Source organism: Pacificimonas flava (genome assembly GCF_000342165.1).
GTDB lineage: Bacteria > Pseudomonadota > Alphaproteobacteria > Sphingomonadales > Sphingomonadaceae > Pacificimonas > Pacificimonas flava.
In genome coordinates, this window is record NZ_AMRV01000001.1 from 40,467 (window position 1) to 56,468 (window position 16,002).

Consider the following 16,002-nt stretch of genomic DNA (forward strand, 5'->3'; position numbering starts at 1 on the left):
GGCTGGCGCTGCCGGGACACTATTGACAGCCGCGCCGCGGACCCCGACCTAAGCTGGCCTCGCATTTCTCCAACGACAAGAAGGCTTCACATGCACGATCCGCTTTCCGCACTCGTTCCCATCGTCATCGAGCAATCGAACCGGGGCGAGCGCTCCTTTGACATCTATTCGCGGCTGCTGCGCGAGCGGATCGTCTTCGTGACCGGCCCGATTGAAGACCACATGGCCACCCTGATCACGGCGCAGCTGCTGTATCTGGAGAGCGAGAATCCGAAGAAGGATATCTACATGTACATCAACTCGCCGGGCGGTGTCGTCACGGCGGGAATGGCGATTCACGACACGATGCAATACATCCGCCCGCGCGTTGGCACGGTTTGCATCGGTCAGGCCGCCTCCATGGGCAGCTTCCTGCTTTCGGCCGGAGAGCCCGGCATGCGCGTTGCGTTGACGAACGCGCGCATCATGATCCACCAGCCGTCCGGCGGCGCGCAGGGGCAGGCGACGGACATCGAGATTCAGGCCAAGGAGATCCTGCGGATCCGCCACCGGATGAATGAGCTGATGGCGAAATATACCGGCCAGGATATCGAAGTGATCGAGAACGCGGTCGAGCGCGACAAGTTCATGTCCTCGGCCGAGGCGAAGGATTTCGGTCTTGTCGACGAGGTCTTCGACAAGCGCCCGGCGCCGAGTGAAGGTGACGACGCGGAGAAATCGGAAAGCTGATCAGCCTTCCAGGCGTGACCGGGCGTTGCCGGATTGTCCGGCGAGCTCGGTCACATAATGTGCGGCGATACGACCGGACCGCGCACCGCGTTGATGTGCGAAGCGAATGGCTTCGGCATCGTCCACGGGCAGGCCGAGCGGCGCGGCCAGGCTGCGGCAGATGGCGAGATAATCGTCCTGGCTGCAATTGTGGAAGCCAAGCGAGAGCCCGAAGCGCTCGGCCAGCGCCAGCTTGTCGTCCAGCGTGTCGCGCGGGTTGACGCTGGCGGCGGCTTCATTGTCCGCAAGATCGCGTTTCACGATATGGCGGCGGTTCGAGGTCACGTAGAGCCGCGTATTGTCCGGGCGGGCGCGAACGCCGCCATCGAGAACGGAGCGCAGATGCCGAAGGCTCGCCTCCTCATCAATGCCGAGATCGTCGACGAAGGCGATGAAGCGGCGGTCGACTTCGCCCAGCCGCGCGAACAGATGCGGCAGGTCGGCGATCCGGTCGGCTTCGATCTGGACGAGGGGCGTTCCGGCGGCGGCGGCGGCGGCGCGGACCAGCGCACTCTTTCCCATGCCGCGCGATCCCCAGAGGAGGACGTCATGGGCCGGTTTCGCGGCGGCATGACGCTGCGTGTTTTCGGCGATGGCGGCGCGCTGTTCGTCTACGGCGGCAAATCGGTCCAGCGGCATCGCATCGATCCGGTGCACGGCTTCCAGTCCGCGCACGGACCATATGTAGGCCGGCGCCGCCGCCAGATCGGCATCGCCGCCGCCCGGTGCGAGACGCTCCAGGGCGGCTGCTATCCGCGTTAGGGTCTCCGTGTCCGACTGTAACATTGCGCCTCCGCTTTTGCGGCCCTAAGTAGCGCTCCCGACGATACAGCCAAGAGAATTTCATGTTTTCCTTTCCAGCCTACGCCCAGTCGGGCGCGCCGGGGGGCGCAGGCGGCTTCCTTAATGCGATCATGCCGCTGCTGCTCATCATCCCGATCTTCTATTTTTTGCTGATCCGTCCGCAGCAGAAGCGCATGAAGGTGCACCGCGAGATGATCTCCGCGGTTCAGAAGAACGACACCGTGGTCACGTCGGGCGGCCTGATCGGGCGTGTGAAGCGCGTGACGGAGCAAGAAGTCGATGTCGAGATCGCTCCGAACACCGTGGTGACCGTCGTCAAGGGTACGCTGTCGGAGGTCCGCCCCCGGAACGCCGCCAAGCCCGCCAACGACTGATCGGATCGACCGGCTCGTGCTTGAATTTTCGAAGACGCAGACCTGGGGCATCTATTTCGTCCTGTTCCTCGGGGCGCTCTTCGCGCTGCCGAACGCCTTCCCGGAAAGCCAGGTGGCGACGTGGCCGGATGTGCTGCCAAAGGCGCAGGTCAACCTCGGTCTCGACCTGCGGGGAGGCAGCCATATCCTTCTGGAGGCGAACGAGGAGAGCCTCTTCGAGACTCGGCTGGAGTCGCTCGAAAACAACGTCCGCTCCGAGATGCGCCGCGCCGAGGGCGGGGCGATCGGTATCGGTGACGTTTCCCTGCGCGGCGAGCGGCTGAGCTTTCTCGTTCGGGACATGAGCCGCGTGGACCAGGCGGTCGATATCGCGCGGCAGATGACCTCTGCCGTCGGCGTTACCGGCACGCGCGATTATGATGTGACGGTCGAGGATACGAATCGCGTCATCTTCACGCCCACAGCGGGCGGCAAGACGCAGGCGGTCGACAGTGCGATGACGCAGGCCGTGGAGGTGATCCGCCGGCGCATCGATGAGCTCGGCACGCGCGAACCGACGATTCTTCGCGAGGGTGACGACCGGATCGTCGTGCAGGTCCCCGGTCTGGACGATCCGCAGGCCCTGAAGGACCTTTTGGGGAAGACCGCTCAGCTGGAATTCAAGATGGTGGACGTGGAGGCCGATCCGGCCAGCCTCGCCCAGGGCCGCGCACCGCCGGGCAGCGAAGTGCTGCCCTATCCCGATCAGGGCGCGCCCATCGCCGTCGAACGCAGGACGTTGATTTCCGGCGATCAGCTTGTGGATGCGCAGCAGACCTTTCAGAACGGCCAGGCCGTCGTCAATTTCCGCTTCGACAGCGTGGCAAGCCGCCGGTTCGCGCGCGTAACGCAGGAAAACACCGGCAAGCCGTTCGCGATCGTGCTCGACGATACCGTAATCTCCGCCCCGCGCATCAACGAGCCGATCCTTGGCGGTTCGGGCGTGATCTCCGGCAATTTTACCGTGGAAAGCGCCAACGAGCTCGCCATTCTGCTGCGGTCGGGCAAACTGCCGGTCGAGCTTCAGGTGATCGAGGAGCGCACCGTGGGTCCCGATCTCGGTGCCGATTCGATCCGTGCCGGTACGATCGCGTCGATCATCTCGGTGGCCGCGGTCATGATCTTCATGCTGATCACCTATGGCCGGTTCGGCTGGTATGCGAACGTCGCGCTTGCCTTCAACCTGGTCCTGATCGTCGCGGTGATGAGTGCGCTTGGCGCGACCCTGACCCTTCCTGGCATTGCGGGCTTCGTGCTGACCGTGGGCGCGGCGGTTGATGCGAACGTGCTGATCAACGAGCGCATTCGTGAGGAACTGCGAAAGGGCAAGCGGTCGATGCAGGCCGTGGATGTCGGCTACAAGGAAGCGAGCCGCACCATCTGGGACGCGAACATCACCAACATCATCGCGGCGGCCGTAATGTTCTGGCTCGGTTCGGGGCCGATCAAGGGCTTTGCCGTTGTGCTGACCATCGGCATCGTGACCAGTGTCTTCACCGCCGTCACGGTCACGCGCCTGTTCGCGGCGCAGTGGCTGCGCGCCAAGCGCCCGAAAGCGATTACGATATGAAACTGCTGAAGCTGGTTCCCGATAATACGAATATCGGCTTCGTTCGATGGCGTTTCATTGGCGTCGGTATCAGCGTCCTTCTGATCCTGCTGTCGCTGTTCGCGGTCGTGACGAAAGGTTTCAATTTCGGCGTCGATTTTGCGGGCGGCGTGATGATGGAGGTGCAGTTCGACGAAACGCCGGATGTCAACGATCTGCGCCAACGCGTCGATGCTTTGGGCCTGGGTGCCCCCAACATGCAGGAGTTCGGCGATTCGGAAGTCGCGATCCGCATGCCGCTGCCGGCCGACGGATCGCCGGAGGCCGTGCAGGCGCAGGTCACCGCGATCCTGGGTGCGATAAACGAGGTCTATCCCAGCGCCGAACTGCGCAAGCAGGAGGTGGTGTCCGGCAAGGTATCGAACGAGTTGATTCGCGACGGGACGCTGGCATCCGTTCTCGCCATGGTCGCCGTCGCCGCCTATATCTGGCTGCGGTTCGAGTGGCAGTTCGGTATCGGCGCGCTTTTCGCTCTCGTGCATGACGTAGCAGTGGCGCTGGGCGTGTTCGCCTGGTTCCAGATCGAATTCGATCTGAACATCATTGCTGCCTTGCTCACCATCATCGGCTATTCGCTGAACGACACGATCGTGAATTACGACCGCATACGGGAGAATCTGCGGAAGTATCGCAAGATGGAGATGGCGCCGCTCCTGGACCTCTCGATCAACGAGGTGCTGGCGCGAACGGTCATGACCAGCTTGACCATGGTCATCGCGCTTGTCGTCCTGATCATCTGGGGCGGTCCGGTGCTGTTCGGGTTTACGCTCGCCATGCTGATCGGCATCATCGTTGGAACCTACTCATCCGTTTATGTCGCCGGCCCGCTGCTGATCTGGCTGGGTGTCGGTCCCAGCAGCTTTCTGCCGCCGGAAGACAGCAATGCCGAGCGCGTGTCCGCGCGCTCCTAGGCGGCGTTCATGGGTCTTCAGAAAGCCGACGCTCCCGACGGCGCCAAACTGATCGCAGGCCTGCGCGGCGACCGCTTCGTGGCGGACGGCGAGGCCCGGGCCGGCGCCTTCCTGATCTGGCCGGACGGGATCGCGGACGTGGCGCTGGATGATATCGCAGCCTTGGACGAGCGCGTGTTGGCGCCCATCCTCGAACTCGATCCCCCGCGCGACGTCATTCTGATCGGCAGCGGCGCCGCGATGGCATGGCCGAACATGGATGTTCTCGCCGCGCTGCGAGAACGCGGCCTGGGGCCGGAGGTCATGGATTCGCGCGCGGCGGCGAGGACCTATAATCTCCTCGTGGCGGAGGACCGGGCGATCGCCGCCCTTATCCTGCCGCTCCGCTGACGCGGGCATAGTGATCGCGCAGCATCTCGATATTGCTGTCCCAGGAAAAGCGTGACGCGGCTGCCCGGGCGGCCTCTGCATTTGCGTTGCCGGCGGTCACCGAGCGGACGGCCCGCGCGATCTCCATAGGGGATGTGTCCGGATCCAGGAGGACGCCCGCCCCTCGAGTGACGACGTCCGCCGCGCCCCCCACGGCGGTGGTGATCACGGGCGTACCGCAGGCGAGGGCCTCTACCCAGACGTTCGCCAACCCCTCGCTCTCGGACGCATGGACCAGCGCATGTGCCGCTGCGAAGCGAGCCGGCAGCTCGGCGTGATCGATACGTCCGAGGAACTCGGTGCGGTCTGCGACCCCGCGAGCCGCAGCCAGCGCCTCCAGCGCCGCACATTGGGGGCCGTCGCCGATGATCTGCAAGCGGTACTCGGGCAGAGCGGACAGCGCCTCGATGATCAGCCGCACCCGCTTCAGGGGAACGAGATTTCCCGCGCAGACCAGCAGCGGCGTTTCGGCCTTGGGCGCGGCCTGCGGCGTGAAGCGGTCGAGATCGACGCCCGTATGGTGGACGTCGATCCTTTCTCGCGGCAGTCCCATTGCGGCCATGTCGTCCTTCAGCGCCATGCTGACGGCGAGGAGCCCCTTCGCATACCGCCCCGCCGTAACGATTTGCCGGCGTGCGCGTGCCCTGTGCCTCCAATAGCGGATGTCGGAGCCGCGGGCCTTGACCGTGTAGGGCAGGTGCAAGGCTCGGGAGAGGCGAAAGGCCACCCAGGCATCCGGGAAGAAATACTCGCACGCGATCAGGTCGAAGGGCTGCCGGTCGTGAAGGCTGCGGGCCAGCGGCAGGATAGCGCGGGCAACCGCCTCGCCATGCCAACGCCAGCCGGCCTTTGGCACGCTGGCATAGCGCGGATGATGGACCTCCACCTGGTTTTCGCCCTCTCGGCGTTCGGCGGGAACGCTGGCTAATCCGGCATAGGGCGCGGGGCCGAAACTGCGCAGCAGCGGAATGGGGAAGCGGGGCAGCGGCGCGATCACGACCGGATGCATGTCGTCAGTGCCGGCTATGCGCCCGACCTGCCGCGCGACATTGACCCCCAGACCCGGTTGAACGGGGTTGGGAAACAGGGTGGAGAGTGTCAGAATCCGCATGACGTCGGGGCGTTAGCAAGGGTTCGCGCACCGGGCTAGCGTAACGGTTGGCGAACGCGCCAGAGATGAGTAGATCGGCACAATGATGTTTTCGTCCCTGCGCCGCGGTGCGCGCCTTCCCTTGTTCCTGCTTCCCGTCGGTACGGCGCTGGCGCTGGCCGCTTGCGGCGGTGGCAGCCGCAACAATGACGTGATTGATCGCAGTTATGTCGCTCGCGATGTCGCCACGCTCTATAATTTCGGCAAGGATACGCTCGACCGGGGCAGCTATTTGCGGGCAGCCGCCATATTCGATGAGGTTGAACGCCAGCATCCCTATTCGATCTGGGCGCGGCGCGCGCAGCTCATGAGCGCGTTCAGCTATTATGCGGGCCGCCAATATCCAGAGGCGATCGGCGCGGCGCAGCGCTTCCTGTCCTTGCATCCCGGTAACAAGGATGCGCCCTACGCCTATTATCTGATCGCCATCAGCTATTATGAGCAGATCGAGGACGTTCAGCGCGACCAGCAGATCACGCAGCAGGCGCTTTCCGCGCTTACGGAACTGATTCGCCGTTATCCGGACAGCAAATATGCAGCCGATGCGCGGCTGAAGGTGGAGCTGGCGCAGGACCACCTGGCGGGCAAGGAGATGAGCATCGGCCGCTTCTATATGGGGCGCCGCGAATATATCGCCGCCATCAAGCGGTTCGAGAACGTCATAGGCACGTACGAACAGACCAGCCACGTTCCGGAGGCGCTGCATCGCCTGGTCGAATCCTATCTGCTGCTCGGCATTCCGGACGAGGCCCGCAAAACGGCGGCCGTGCTGGGGCATAATTATCCCGGCTCCGAATGGTATCAGCGTTCCTATGATCTGATCGAGCAGCATGTGGGGGTGCCGGGCGGCGCGTGATTTCGCTTCTCCCGCTCTGGTCTCGCCGGACATCGGGTTCGGCGAAAGGCCGGCGGCAGCCGATTTCATCGGCGCGAAAAAGCCGGTAGGACAGGCGCGATGCTGACCGCGCTTTCCATTCGCGATGTGCTGCTGATCGAGGCCCTCGACCTCGAACTCGGCGAAGGGCTGACCGTGCTGACGGGCGAGACAGGCGCGGGAAAGTCCATTCTCCTCGACTCGCTCGGCCTCGCGCTCGGGGCCCGCGCCGATAGCGGGCTCGTTCGTGCGGGCGCAGGGCGCGCCATGGTGTCCGCGACATTCTCCGTCCCGTCCGGCCATGCCTTGAACGCGCTCCTCAGGGACCATGAAATCGATCTGGAGAATGGCGAGGTGGTGCTGCGAAGGGCCGTGCGCGCCGATGGCGGCAGCCGTGCCTGGATCAACGACCAGCCAGCCGCCGCCGGCCTGTTGCGGGATGTCGGCGCGCTGCTTGTCGAAGTGCATGGCCAGCATGATGAGCGGGGGCTGCTCGATGCGCGCGGTCATCGCGCCCTGCTCGACACCTTCGGTCGGCATGAGGAGGAACTTCGCGCCACGTCCCGCGCATATGAATTCTGGAAGGTCTCGGTCGCAGAGCTGGAGGCTGCGCGTACGGAAATAGCCGACGCCGACCGCGACCGGGAGTATCTCGATCATGCGATTGCCGAACTCGAGGCGCTCCAGCCCGAGCCTGGCGAGGAGGCCGCGCTTGCCGAGGAGCGGGCAGGCATGCTGGCCGGCCAGCGTGTTGCCGAGGATCTGACAGCGATCTCCGAAGAGTTGTCCGGGGCGGATGGGGGCGCGGCCCGGCTGCGTGCGGCGGCCCGCCGTCTCGGCCGCATTGCGGAATCGCATGCGCTGCTTGATGCAAGCCTGCAGGCGCTTGACCGCGCGCTTCTCGAAACCGACGAGGCGGAGGCGAAGCTGGCGGCGGCTGGGGAGGCGCTTGCCTTTGATGAGGCGAGGCTGGATGCAGTCGAGACGCGGCTGTTCGACCTTCGGGGTCTCGCGCGAAAGCACAGGGTGGAGGCCGACAGGCTGAGCGAACTCCTCTCCCAGTTTCTGGAAAGGAGAACGCGCATCGAGCGCGGCAGCGAGCAACTTGCATCTCTTGAACAGGCGGTCAAAGCTGCGGCGACAGCCTATGATACAGCGGCTGCCATCCTGTCGCAGAAGCGCACTGCGGCAGCGGAGCGTCTCGATGCCGCCGTCGCCGCGGAACTCGCACCGTTGAAACTCGATGCTGCCCGGTTCCAGACGGCCATATCGCCGCTGCCGCAAGGCGAGCGGGGTGCAGTCGGCGCGGATCGCGTGGCGTTCGAAATCAGCACGAATCCCGGTGCGGATTTCGGCCCGCTCGTGAAGATCGCGTCCGGCGGCGAACTGTCCCGCTTCATCCTCGCGTTGAAGGTGGCGCTGGCCGGGCAGGCGGAGGCGGGCACCATGATCTTCGACGAAATCGACCGCGGCGTCGGCGGCGCGACGGCCAGTGCCATAGGCGCCCGCCTTGCGCGGCTGGCGGAGGACGCGCAGGTCCTGACCGTGACGCACTCCCCGCAAGTCGCCGCGCGCGGGGCGCACCATTTGCATATCGAGAAGCGGGTTCAGAACGGAGCGACCCGCACCAATGTCGCGCCGCTGCCCGGTACGGCACGCACCGAGGAGATCGCCCGCATGCTGTCCGGAACCGCCGTCACGGACGAGGCGCGGGCTCAGGCTGCGCGGCTGCTTGGGTGAAGGACGACTGGAATGAAACCATGGATGGCGTTTGCGATCGCTGCCGGTGCGGCCGTGGCTGAACCGGCGGGGGCGGCCAATCTCAGCCATGCGGACGTCAAAGCCTTGGCATCGACCTTGCCTGCGGCGGAAATTGCCTATGGCGATGATCCGCTACAGGTGGGCGAATTGCGTCTGCCGCCGGGTGAGGGACCCTTTCCTGTTGCAATTGTCGTTCATGGCGGCTGCTGGACGAAAAGCATCGGTGCGACGCGCGAATATATGCAGCCGCTCGCGAGCGCGCTGACCGCGAACGGTATTGCCACCTGGAACATAGAATATCGGCAGATGGGGGATGCCGGAGCGGGCTGGCCGGGCACCTTTCTGGACTGGGGAGCGGCAGCAGACCATCTGCGCGCTCTGGCGGATCGCTATCCCCTGGATCTGTCGCAGGTAACGGCGATCGGCCACTCGGCGGGCGCACACGCCGCGCTCTTTCTGGCAAGTCGACACCGCCTGCCGGAAGACAGTGAGATACGCGGCGATCGGCCGCTGCCCATACAAGCGGTTGTGTCTCTCGACGGGCCCGCCGACCTCGCGGCTGGCCGGACGGCGGCTGCCGAGATTTGCGGCGTCGACGGGATCGAGGCCGTGATGGGCGGCTTGCCGGAGGCGGTGCCCCAGCGCTACCAGCAGGGGTCGCCAGCCGGGCTCCTTCCGCTGGGGGTTCCGCAACTCATCGTATCGTCGGTGATCATGCCGCCCGATCAGGGGGAGGCCTACCGCAGCGCCGCTCTTCGGGCCGGCGACGCAGCCGAACTGCTCGTTCTCAAAAATTCCGGGCATTTCGACATGACCGCGCCCGGAACGGCGAGCTGGGAAATGCTGCTGCCATCCTATCTGCGCATGATGCGGGGGAGCGAGGCGAAGTGAAGCCAAAGCGATTGCCGGCAACAAAAAAGGCCGCGCGCAGCGAACTTGCAGCTCTCGCGGAGCAGATCGAGGCCGCCAACACCGCGTATCATCAAGACGATGATCCGATCATGACGGATGCGGCCTACGACGCGCTGGTCGCCCGGGCGCGGGCGATCGAGGAGGCCTTTCCTGAGATTGCGGGTGCGGAAGCCGCCATTGGCGCGGTAGGCGCGGCACCGTCCTCCCGCTTTACGAAGGTGACGCATGCGCTGCCGATGTTGTCGCTCGACAACGCCTTTTCCGCAGAGGACATGCGTGATTTTCTCGGCCGCGTCCGCCGCTTTCTGTCGCTGCCAGATAACGAGCCGGTGGAGATTCTAGCCGAACCGAAGATCGACGGGCTGGCCATATCGCTGCGCTACGAGACGGGCGCGCTGGTGCAAGCCGCCACCCGCGGCGACGGCCGCGTCGGAGAGGACATCACACAGAATGTCCGCACGATCCGCGATATTCCGCACCAGCTCGAGAACGTACCCGACGTGTTGGAGGTGCGCGGCGAGGTTTACATGCGAAAGGCGGACTTCGCGGAACTGAACGCTCGGCAGTCGCATGCCGGAGAGAAGGTGTTCGCCAACCCGCGCAATTCGGCCGCCGGGTCCTTACGGCAGCTTGATGCGTCCATCACGGCATCGCGGCCGCTTCGCTTCTTTGCCTATGGCTGGGGGGAAATCAGCGCGCGGCCGGGAACCCGGCAATCCGAGATCATGGCCTGGCTGGAGAGGCTCGGCTTCGAAACGACTGGGCCTGTCCTCGGCGATGTGGACGCAGCGCTCGCCATGTACGAGGACACGGCCCTGAAACGGGGCGATCTGCCGTTCGATATCGATGGTGTGGTCTACAAGGTCGACCGGCTCGATTGGCAGGACCGGCTGGGCCAGGTCGGGCGGGCGCCGCGCTGGGCCATTGCGCACAAATTTCCCGCCGAGCGTGCCGTGACCCGGCTCGAGCGCATCGATGTGCAGGTCGGTCGTACCGGCAAGCTGACGCCGGTCGCACGGCTAGAACCCGTGACGGTCGGCGGCGTGGTCGTCACCAGTGCGACGCTGCACAATGAGGACGAGATCGAGCGCCTGGATGTTCGGGAAGGCGATCTGGTCGAACTGCAGCGCGCGGGCGACGTCATTCCTCAGATATTGAAGGTGGTTACTGAAGAGAGTGATCATATTGACTTAACGGTCTTCATGCCATGGGAGCATTGTCCGGTTTGCAATGCGATGGCGGTAAGGGAACCCGGAGAGGTCGACCGGCGCTGCACGGGCGGCCTGACCTGCGAAGCGCAGCGCGTCGAGCGCCTGAAGCATTTCGTGCAGCGGCGCGCGATCGACATTGACGGCCTTGGCGAGCAAAGCATTCGTTTGTTCTTCGAACGCGGCTGGCTGGGAAGTCCGGCGGACATTTTTCGGCTGGCGGGTCGCGAGACGGAGATTTCTGCGCTGGAGGGATGGGGCGCTCAATCCGTAAGGAACCTGCTGGAGTCGATCGAGGAAAGCCGCGAACGTCCCCTTTCCCGGTTTCTCTTCGCCCTGGGTATCCGTCACGTCGGGGAAATTACCGCGAGGGACCTCGCCCGGGCCTATCGCTCATGGTCGGACCTTGAGGCGCTGCTCGACGCGCTCGCTCAGCGAAAGAATGCGTTCGAACCCACTCTGGGTGAGGGTGACGACAAGGCGAGACAACGGCTGAATGAATCGCTTGCTGCCGATATCGACGTCGCCGGCATAGGACCCGAAGTGGCCGCCGCCCTGGCCGATTTCTGGATTGAAACGCATAATCGCGATGTCGTGCAAGACCTGATATCCGTGATGAACATTCAGGATGAAGTCTTTGAAAGCAAGCCAAGCTCTGTCAGCGGAAAGACGATCGTTTTTACCGGTACGTTAGAAGCGATCTCCCGAGACGAAGCGAAGGCGCAGGCCGAACGGCTGGGGGCCAAAGTTTCCGGATCCGTGTCCGGCAAGACCGACATTGTCGTGGCGGGGCCGGGGGCGGGCTCGAAGCTGAAGAAGGCGGAATCGCTCGGCTTGGAGATCATCGACGAAGCAGCCTGGCTGAGCATCGTATCGCAGGCAAACTGACCTGTGCGCCGGCAGGGAGAGGTCGCGGCATGGATCGCAGCGCCGGACACCGCGGACCAAAGGGCCCGTTTGGCCGTTAGAGGCATATGAAGTTCAGAACCTATAGCGATGACGCGAACGATGCTCTTCTTCGCGATGACCCCGTACGGCGCAACCTGTTCCTGATCTTTCCGCCCATCATGGCGGTCCTGTTCGGCTGGGCGGGTGGGGTCTGGTCAGGCTTCTACGTTATCGCGGCGGTCAATCTATTCCTGTGGGTGATCGCGATCTACGATTTCCTCCAGCCGAGGCATACCTTACGGCGAAATTATCCTTTCGCGGCGCGGGCACGCTGGTTCTTCGAGGACTTGAGGCCGTTTACCCGCGCTTATTTTGTGGAGGGCGATCTGGAGGGGCGGCCCTTCAACCATGACCAGCGCGCGCTGGTCTATGCCCGGGCGAAGGGTGAGCAGGATTCACAACCCTTCGGCACGGAACTTGATGTTTATGAGGAAGGCTATGAAATCCTTTCTCATTCCATGGCGCCAAAGATCGGGGCTCCGGCCGACCCGCGTGTCGATGTCGGCAGTTCCCAATGTTCCAGGCCTTACAGCGCGTCCTGCCTGAACATTTCCGCGATGAGCTACGGCTCGCTAGGGTCGCGCGCGATCGAGGCGCTGAACAAGGGCGCCAAGCGTGGCGGCTTTTACCATGATTCTGGTGAGGGGGGGATCAGTCCATATCACCGGCAGGGCGGCGACTTGGTCTATGAGCTTGGAACCGGGTACTTCGGATCGCGTACGAAGGATGGTGACTTCGATCCTGAAATGTTTCGGGATAAATCGGCCGACCCGCAGGTGAAGATGGTCGAGTTGAAGCTCAGCCAGGGCGCGAAGCCCGGGAAGGGCGGGATGCTTCCAGGGCCCAAGGTGACCGACGAAATTGCGGAAATTCGCGGCGTCCCGCCCGGGGAAGATGTTTATTCACCCGCCGCGCACACGGTGTTTTCCACGCCAATCGAATTGTTGGAATTCCTGGCGAAGATGCGCGACCTCGCTGGCGGAAAGCCGGTCGGAATGAAATTCTGCGTCGGCTTTCCCCATGAAATCATGGCCGTTGGAAAGGCGATGCTGGAAACCGGCATTCGGCCGGACTTCATGGTGGTCGACGGCGCGGAAGGGGGAACGGGCGCCGCCCCGCAGGAAATGTCGGATCATGTCGGCCTGCCGCTTCGCGAAGGGCTGATCATGACGCGCAACATGCTGGTGGGTTGCGGTTTGAAGGACGAGATCCGGCTGGCAGCGTCGGGCAAGGTCCATTCCAGCGTCACGCTTGCAATGCAGTTCGCGCTGGGGGCCGACTGGTGCAATGCCGCGCGGGCATTCATGTTCTCGCTGGGCTGCATCCAGTCGCAAAAATGCCATACCGATCAGTGTCCGACCGGCGTCGCCACCACGTCGGAGGCGCGGCAAAGGGGGCTTGTCGTCGCCGACAAGGAACTTCGCGTCGCGCGGTTTCACCAGAACACCATCAGGGCGCTGCGGGACATCATGACCTCCGCCGGGATCGAAGATCATCGCGACTTCCGCCCGTTTCACCTGCGCCAGCGCGTGAGCGTTGCGAAGATGCGGAATATCGACCGGGTCTACGAATTCGTCGAGCCGGGTGCACTGATCGAGGATCCTGACGCCACGAAATACGCGCGGTGGTGGCACATGGCGAGGGCAGACAGCTTTCAGCCGCGGCAGGTTTAGGCTGTGTTCAGAGCCAGCCGAGACGGCGGAACAGCGCCACCTCAGCGATCATGACGATGCCGAGGATGAAGCAGGTCAACCAGAAGGCGTTGCCATCATCCACGCCGGGCATGCCGCCGACGTTTATCCCCAGAAGGCCGGTCAGAAATCCGAGCGGAAGGAAAATCGCGGCGACGATTGAGAGAATATACATGTTCCGGTTCATCTTCTCGTTCTGAAGATTCGTGAGATCATCCTTCACCACCAGGGCGCGTTCGCGAAACTCGTCCAGTTCCTCGATATAACGTTCGAACTGATCGACGCTTTCCCGCAAAAGGAGAAGATCATGATCCTGGAGCCATGAGGGCGGCTCCGACAGAAGTCGTCCCAGCGCATTGCGCTGCGGCGAAACATAGCGCTTGACCGACACGATGTCCTGCCGAAGCTCGGAAAGGTCGCCGCGCACCTGGTCCACGTCCGGATCCTTCAGCAATGCGGTTTCCAGCGCCTCGATGCGGGTTTCATATTCGTCGATCGCGCTGCCGAAATAGTCGATCAGGCGATCGATCAGATGTTCGTAAAGCGTCGCCGCCCCCTTGGGCCCCTGACCTGCAAGCAGTTGATCGAGCACCACACGCGGCGTTCGAAGATAGTCGTGGCGCAGCGTGATGACCCGGTCGCCATCGGACCAGAGCCGCATCGCGACCATATCCTCCCGCTCCGCACCCTCGTTCATGTTCACGCCGCGAAGGATGGCGACATAGCCCGATCGCCCGGCGAACACACGGGGCCGGGCCTCTGGATCCAAGAGCGCCTCGATGGTCACCTGCGTAAGCCCGCTCTCACTTTCCAACCATTCGCGGACGTCGGCGGCCCCCGCATCGGCATGGATCCAGAGGGGACCCTGCGCGCGCTCCCACCTGCGGATGTCTTCCCAGCTGAGGAGCTGTCCGCCGCCGCGGCCGTCCAGCCTGACGGCAAACTGAAGCCCGCCTTGCGGATCTATATTTGCTGCGCTCGTGCGTATCTTCGTCATGGTTTCCATCCTGTCCGCAGGGGGGATTGCGGCTCCGAACAATTTGAGTGATACTATGATTCAAGAATTTGGGAGGATTCGTACATGGCTAGCTTACCGCAGGAACAGACTTTGGCGTTCGATCCTACGATGTCCGAGGTCTGGCTGGAACGACGGTGGCCGGAAATGTTTGCTGAGATGCGGGCGACCGACCCTCTGCACTATACCATGGACAGCGGCTACGGAGCCTTTTGGAACGCGACGAAATATAAAGACATTGTCGAGATCGAGGCCCTGCCGAAGGTGTTTTCGTCCTCTTGGCAGTATAGCGGCATCACCGTCGCCGACGCCGATCCGGAAATCGAGGCGGAGGACCGGATGCCGATGTTCATCGCCATGGACCCCCCCGAGCACACGCCCCAGCGCCGAACCGTGTCCCCGAAGTTCACTCCGTCGGAGATGACGTTCATGGAGCCAGAAATCCGCGAGCGGACGGGAGTGGTGCTGGACAGCCTGCCCGTTGGCGAGCCATTCGACTGGACCGACGTGGTGTCCATCGAACTGACGACCGGCATGCTGGCACTGCTGTTCGATTTTCCCTGGGAAGAGCGCCGGCGTCTGACGCGCTGGTCCGATTATGCAGGAGATATCAACGCCGCGCGGGACAAGGACTTTGCCCAGGAGCGCATGAACGTCATGTACGAGATGGGCATGTATTTCGCGGGGCTGTGGGAATATAAGAAGCAGCAGGATCCCGGCCGCGACCTCATCTCGATGATGCAACAGTCCGAAGCCATGGCTCACATGCCGGAGAAGATGTTCATCGGCAATCTGATCCTGCTGATCGTGGGCGGGAACGACACAACCCGGAATTCCATGACCGGTGTGGCGCGCACCATGCACTTGTGGCCGGAAGAGTGGGAGAAGCTTCGCGGGGAGGGCGAAGGTTCGAAGGTTATCAAGAACGCCGTTCAGGAACTGATCCGCTGGCAGACACCCTTGGCGCACATGCGGCGGACGTGCCTGGAAGACTACGAAATTCGCGGCAAGACCATCCGCAAGGGCGACAAGGTGGTCATGTGGTATGCGTCCGCCAACCGGGACGAGGAAATGTTCGAGGATGGCGATCGTTTCATCGCCGACCGCGAAAATGCCCGCCGCCAACTGGCGTTCGGCTATGGCATCCACCGCTGCGTGGGCGCCCGACTGGCAGAGCTGCAACTGACCGTCCTGGTCGAGGAGATGCTGAAGCGAGGGATACAGGTTTCATGCGCGTCCGAACCGACACGCGTGGAGAGCTGCTTCGTGAACGGTTACCGGAAGCAGATGGTAACGATCACGCGCAGCTAATCTGCTTTCGTGAGTGTGAAATTTTCCTTTTGGTGGATATGTTAAAATTGCATGGCGCTGTTGCAAAAGTTGCGCCTGCAAAATCTGACCTGAAAACGTCATCTTTCTGTCATCGCCGCCGGGTCGCAGTGCCTGGGGGTCAAAGAAGACAGGAGATGGCAAATGACAAATTTCGGTTTTGCCGCTCGTGCGCGTCGT

14 protein-coding genes are annotated in these 16,002 nt (G+C 63.3%); 11 read left to right on the plus strand and 3 right to left on the minus strand.

Translation table 11 applies throughout. The features are described 5' to 3' along the window. Positions 1–90 precede the first annotated feature (90 nt). The gene (clpP, locus tag C725_RS00200) at positions 91–729 is read left to right on the plus strand and encodes an ATP-dependent Clp endopeptidase proteolytic subunit ClpP (RefSeq protein WP_008599402.1); all 639 of its coding nucleotides are present in this window, start codon (positions 91–93) and stop codon (positions 727–729) included. Here the strand turns inward: clpP and C725_RS00205 are convergent, their stop codons facing one another. Further along, a complete protein-coding gene (locus tag C725_RS00205; RefSeq protein WP_008599403.1) occupies positions 730–1,554 on the minus strand; it encodes an ATP-binding protein in 825 nt (274 codons plus the stop codon). A gap of 59 nt (positions 1,555–1,613) precedes the next feature. Here C725_RS00205 and yajC point away from each other — a divergent pair, with 59 nt between their 5' ends. The 4 genes from yajC to C725_RS00225 are packed head-to-tail and all read left to right on the plus strand — an operon-like array spanning position 1,614 to position 4,895. Continuing rightward, on the plus strand, positions 1,614–1,946 hold the full coding sequence (gene yajC, locus C725_RS00210) for a preprotein translocase subunit YajC (protein WP_008599404.1): 333 nt from the start codon (positions 1,614–1,616) through the stop codon (positions 1,944–1,946). Positions 1,947–1,962: 16 nt separating this feature from the next. Beyond that, on the plus strand, positions 1,963–3,555 hold the full coding sequence (gene secD, locus C725_RS00215; RefSeq protein ID WP_008599405.1) for a protein translocase subunit SecD: 1,593 nt from the start codon (positions 1,963–1,965) through the stop codon (positions 3,553–3,555). Beyond that, positions 3,552–4,505, plus strand: coding sequence for a protein translocase subunit SecF (gene secF / locus C725_RS00220; protein WP_008599406.1), 954 nt, complete (start codon positions 3,552–3,554; stop codon positions 4,503–4,505). Before secD ends, secF begins: the two co-directional genes overlap by 4 nt. Positions 4,506–4,514: 9 nt before the next feature. Further along, complete coding sequence (locus tag C725_RS00225; protein ID WP_008599407.1) at positions 4,515–4,895, plus strand: Mth938-like domain-containing protein; 381 nt, start codon at positions 4,515–4,517, stop codon at positions 4,893–4,895. On the opposite strand, the gene C725_RS00230 is transcribed toward C725_RS00225, so the two are convergent. Then, on the minus strand, positions 4,876–6,045 hold the full coding sequence (locus C725_RS00230; protein ID WP_008599408.1) for a glycosyltransferase: 1,170 nt from the start codon (positions 6,043–6,045) through the stop codon (positions 4,876–4,878). The genes C725_RS00225 and C725_RS00230 overlap by 20 nt on opposite strands. Positions 6,046–6,127: 82 nt before the next feature. On the opposite strand from C725_RS00230, the gene C725_RS00235 reads away from it, so the two are divergent. The 5 genes from C725_RS00235 (at position 6,128) to C725_RS00255 (ending at position 13,460) form a co-directional block, all read left to right on the plus strand. Then, complete coding sequence (locus tag C725_RS00235; RefSeq protein WP_008599409.1) at positions 6,128–6,940, plus strand: outer membrane protein assembly factor BamD; 813 nt, start codon at positions 6,128–6,130, stop codon at positions 6,938–6,940. Between the two features lie 99 nt (positions 6,941–7,039). Then, entirely contained in the window at positions 7,040–8,698 is a 1,659-nt protein-coding gene (gene recN, locus C725_RS00240; protein WP_008599412.1) for a DNA repair protein RecN, read from the plus strand. A gap of 12 nt (positions 8,699–8,710) precedes the next feature. Beyond that, the gene (locus C725_RS00245) at positions 8,711–9,610 is read left to right on the plus strand and encodes an alpha/beta hydrolase family protein (protein ID WP_008599413.1); all 900 of its coding nucleotides are present in this window, start codon (positions 8,711–8,713) and stop codon (positions 9,608–9,610) included. An 11-nt stretch (positions 9,611–9,621) separates the two neighbouring features. After that, positions 9,622–11,727 (plus strand): NAD-dependent DNA ligase LigA, encoded by a 2,106-nt coding sequence (ligA, locus tag C725_RS00250; protein ID WP_038280940.1) that lies wholly within the window; start codon positions 9,622–9,624, stop codon positions 11,725–11,727. A gap of 86 nt (positions 11,728–11,813) precedes the next feature. Next, on the plus strand, positions 11,814–13,460 hold the full coding sequence (locus tag C725_RS00255) for an FMN-binding glutamate synthase family protein (RefSeq protein ID WP_008599416.1): 1,647 nt from the start codon (positions 11,814–11,816) through the stop codon (positions 13,458–13,460). Positions 13,461–13,467: 7 nt separating this feature from the next. Here the strand turns inward: C725_RS00255 and C725_RS00260 are convergent, their stop codons facing one another. After that, positions 13,468–14,475 carry a zinc transporter ZntB gene (locus C725_RS00260; protein ID WP_160165689.1) on the minus strand — a complete coding sequence of 336 codons (1,008 nt, stop codon included), beginning with the start codon at positions 14,473–14,475 and terminating at the stop codon, positions 13,468–13,470. An 84-nt stretch (positions 14,476–14,559) separates the two neighbouring features. Here C725_RS00260 and C725_RS00265 point away from each other — a divergent pair, with 84 nt between their 5' ends. Next, a complete protein-coding gene (locus tag C725_RS00265; RefSeq protein WP_008599419.1) occupies positions 14,560–15,804 on the plus strand; it encodes a cytochrome P450 in 1,245 nt (414 codons plus the stop codon). The last annotated feature ends 198 nt before the right edge of the window (positions 15,805–16,002 follow it).

Excerpts from the sequence above, each read along its gene's own strand:
- clpP (WP_008599402.1), top strand. The coding sequence starts at position 91 with ATGCACGATCCGCTTTCCGCACTCGTTCCCATCGTCATCGAGCAATCG.
- recN (WP_008599412.1), top strand. The coding sequence starts at position 7,040 with ATGCTGACCGCGCTTTCCATTCGCGATGTGCTGCTGATCGAGGCCCTC.
- C725_RS00235 (WP_008599409.1), top strand. The coding sequence starts at position 6,128 with ATGATGTTTTCGTCCCTGCGCCGCGGTGCGCGCCTTCCCTTGTTCCTG.
- yajC (WP_008599404.1), top strand. The coding sequence starts at position 1,614 with ATGTTTTCCTTTCCAGCCTACGCCCAGTCGGGCGCGCCGGGGGGCGCA.
- C725_RS00225 (WP_008599407.1), top strand. The coding sequence starts at position 4,515 with ATGGGTCTTCAGAAAGCCGACGCTCCCGACGGCGCCAAACTGATCGCA.
- secF (WP_008599406.1), top strand. The coding sequence starts at position 3,552 with ATGAAACTGCTGAAGCTGGTTCCCGATAATACGAATATCGGCTTCGTT.
- C725_RS00260 (WP_160165689.1), bottom strand. The coding sequence starts at position 14,475 with ATGACGAAGATACGCACGAGCGCAGCAAATATAGATCCGCAAGGCGGG.
- C725_RS00255 (WP_008599416.1), top strand. The coding sequence starts at position 11,814 with ATGAAGTTCAGAACCTATAGCGATGACGCGAACGATGCTCTTCTTCGC.
- C725_RS00245 (WP_008599413.1), top strand. The coding sequence starts at position 8,711 with ATGAAACCATGGATGGCGTTTGCGATCGCTGCCGGTGCGGCCGTGGCT.
- C725_RS00230 (WP_008599408.1), bottom strand. The coding sequence starts at position 6,045 with ATGCGGATTCTGACACTCTCCACCCTGTTTCCCAACCCCGTTCAACCG.
- C725_RS00265 (WP_008599419.1), top strand. The coding sequence starts at position 14,560 with ATGGCTAGCTTACCGCAGGAACAGACTTTGGCGTTCGATCCTACGATG.
- C725_RS00205 (WP_008599403.1), bottom strand. The coding sequence starts at position 1,554 with ATGTTACAGTCGGACACGGAGACCCTAACGCGGATAGCAGCCGCCCTG.